This window comes from Methylobacterium aerolatum (genome assembly GCF_022179085.1).
In the GTDB taxonomy this organism is placed as follows: domain Bacteria; phylum Pseudomonadota; class Alphaproteobacteria; order Rhizobiales; family Beijerinckiaceae; genus Methylobacterium; species Methylobacterium aerolatum.
In genome coordinates this window covers 1-1124 of the sequence record NZ_BPQE01000058.1, presented here as the reverse complement: position 1 = coordinate 1124, position 1124 = coordinate 1, and the positions used below count along the sequence as shown (strand labels likewise).

The window sequence follows — 1124 nt, the reverse complement described above, 5'->3', positions numbered from 1 at the left end:
GGGGGCCGGAGGCTCCGGCCGGGAGAAGGGTCCCCGCCGCGCGGCGGGGACCGGTGGAGGGGATCAGACGCGGCGGGCGTCGTAGGCGCCGAGCAGGGTCGCGGGCTTCGGGGCGCCGAGGCGGCCGCCGAGGAAGGCGGCCAGCGCCCCCAGGATCAGCGCGATGGCGGCGTAGAAGGCGCCCTGCGTGGCGGCCGACTTCGTGGCCACGGCGGCGGCCTCGGCCTTCTGCTTGGCGGTGGCGACGGCCTGCTCGTACTGCTTCTGGTAGTCGTCGATCTGCGCCTTGGCCTGGTCGGGCGAGATGCCCTGGGCCTTGGCCAGGGCGTCGGCGGCGCGGGTCTTGGCCTGCTCCTTCTGGGCCTGATCACCCGTCAGCACCGCCTTGACCGCCGCCACGGCGGCGTCCCGGGCGGCCTGCGGGTCCTGGCCGGCGGCCTGCTCGCGCACCTTCTGCTCGATGCCCTCCAGCGGGTTCGAGATCTTCGACAGCGAGGGCGCGGCGGCCTGGGCGGCCGTCTGCACGGTCCCGCCCACGAGGTTGCCCGCGCCGCCCAGCGCCCCCGACACGGTGCTGAGCGTGCCCCCGACGAGGCCGGTGGCCGCCGAGGTGAGCAGGTACAGCACCACCAGCGTCGTCACCGCCCAGGACACCAGCCCGTGCAGGGCGGCCGCGCCCGGCAACGGCTTGCCCGACAGCCGGCCCGCGATCAGGCCGCCCGCCAGCGAGGCCACGATGCCCGAGGCCACGAACCAGATCCCGGCCCCCGCCGAGACCGTGGCGGCGGAGGGGTTGTCCGCGGCGGTGGTGCCCACCGAGGCCAGGCCCACGCCCACCCCGACGAGGTTCACGATCACCTGGGTCACGAGCGCCGTCACGGCGCCGGCGAAGATCGCGCCCCAGGACACCTCGTTCAGAAGGACGGCCCGCGTCTCCGCATGGGCCGCCCCGGTCGCGAGGGGGGTGCCGGTGGTCTGGATGGTCGTCACTCTGCTACTCCGGTTGGTCTGGTCGTTCGTCGAAGGGGTGGGATCAGTCGCGGGTCGCGTTGACCAGCAGGCCGAGGCCGAAGCCGACGGCGCCGGCGATCAGCAGCGAGGCGATGGGGTATTCGGCGACTTGG

At 74.9% G+C, this 1124-nt stretch carries 1 protein-coding gene; it reads right to left on the bottom strand.

The window, feature by feature from the left end:
* Positions 1–63: 63 nt before the first annotated feature.
* Positions 64–990 carry a PhnA-like protein gene (locus MFF06_RS22510; RefSeq protein ID WP_238208429.1) on the bottom strand — a complete coding sequence of 309 codons (927 nt, stop codon included), beginning with the start codon at positions 988–990 and terminating at the stop codon, positions 64–66.
* Between the last annotated feature and the right edge of the window lie 134 nt (positions 991–1124).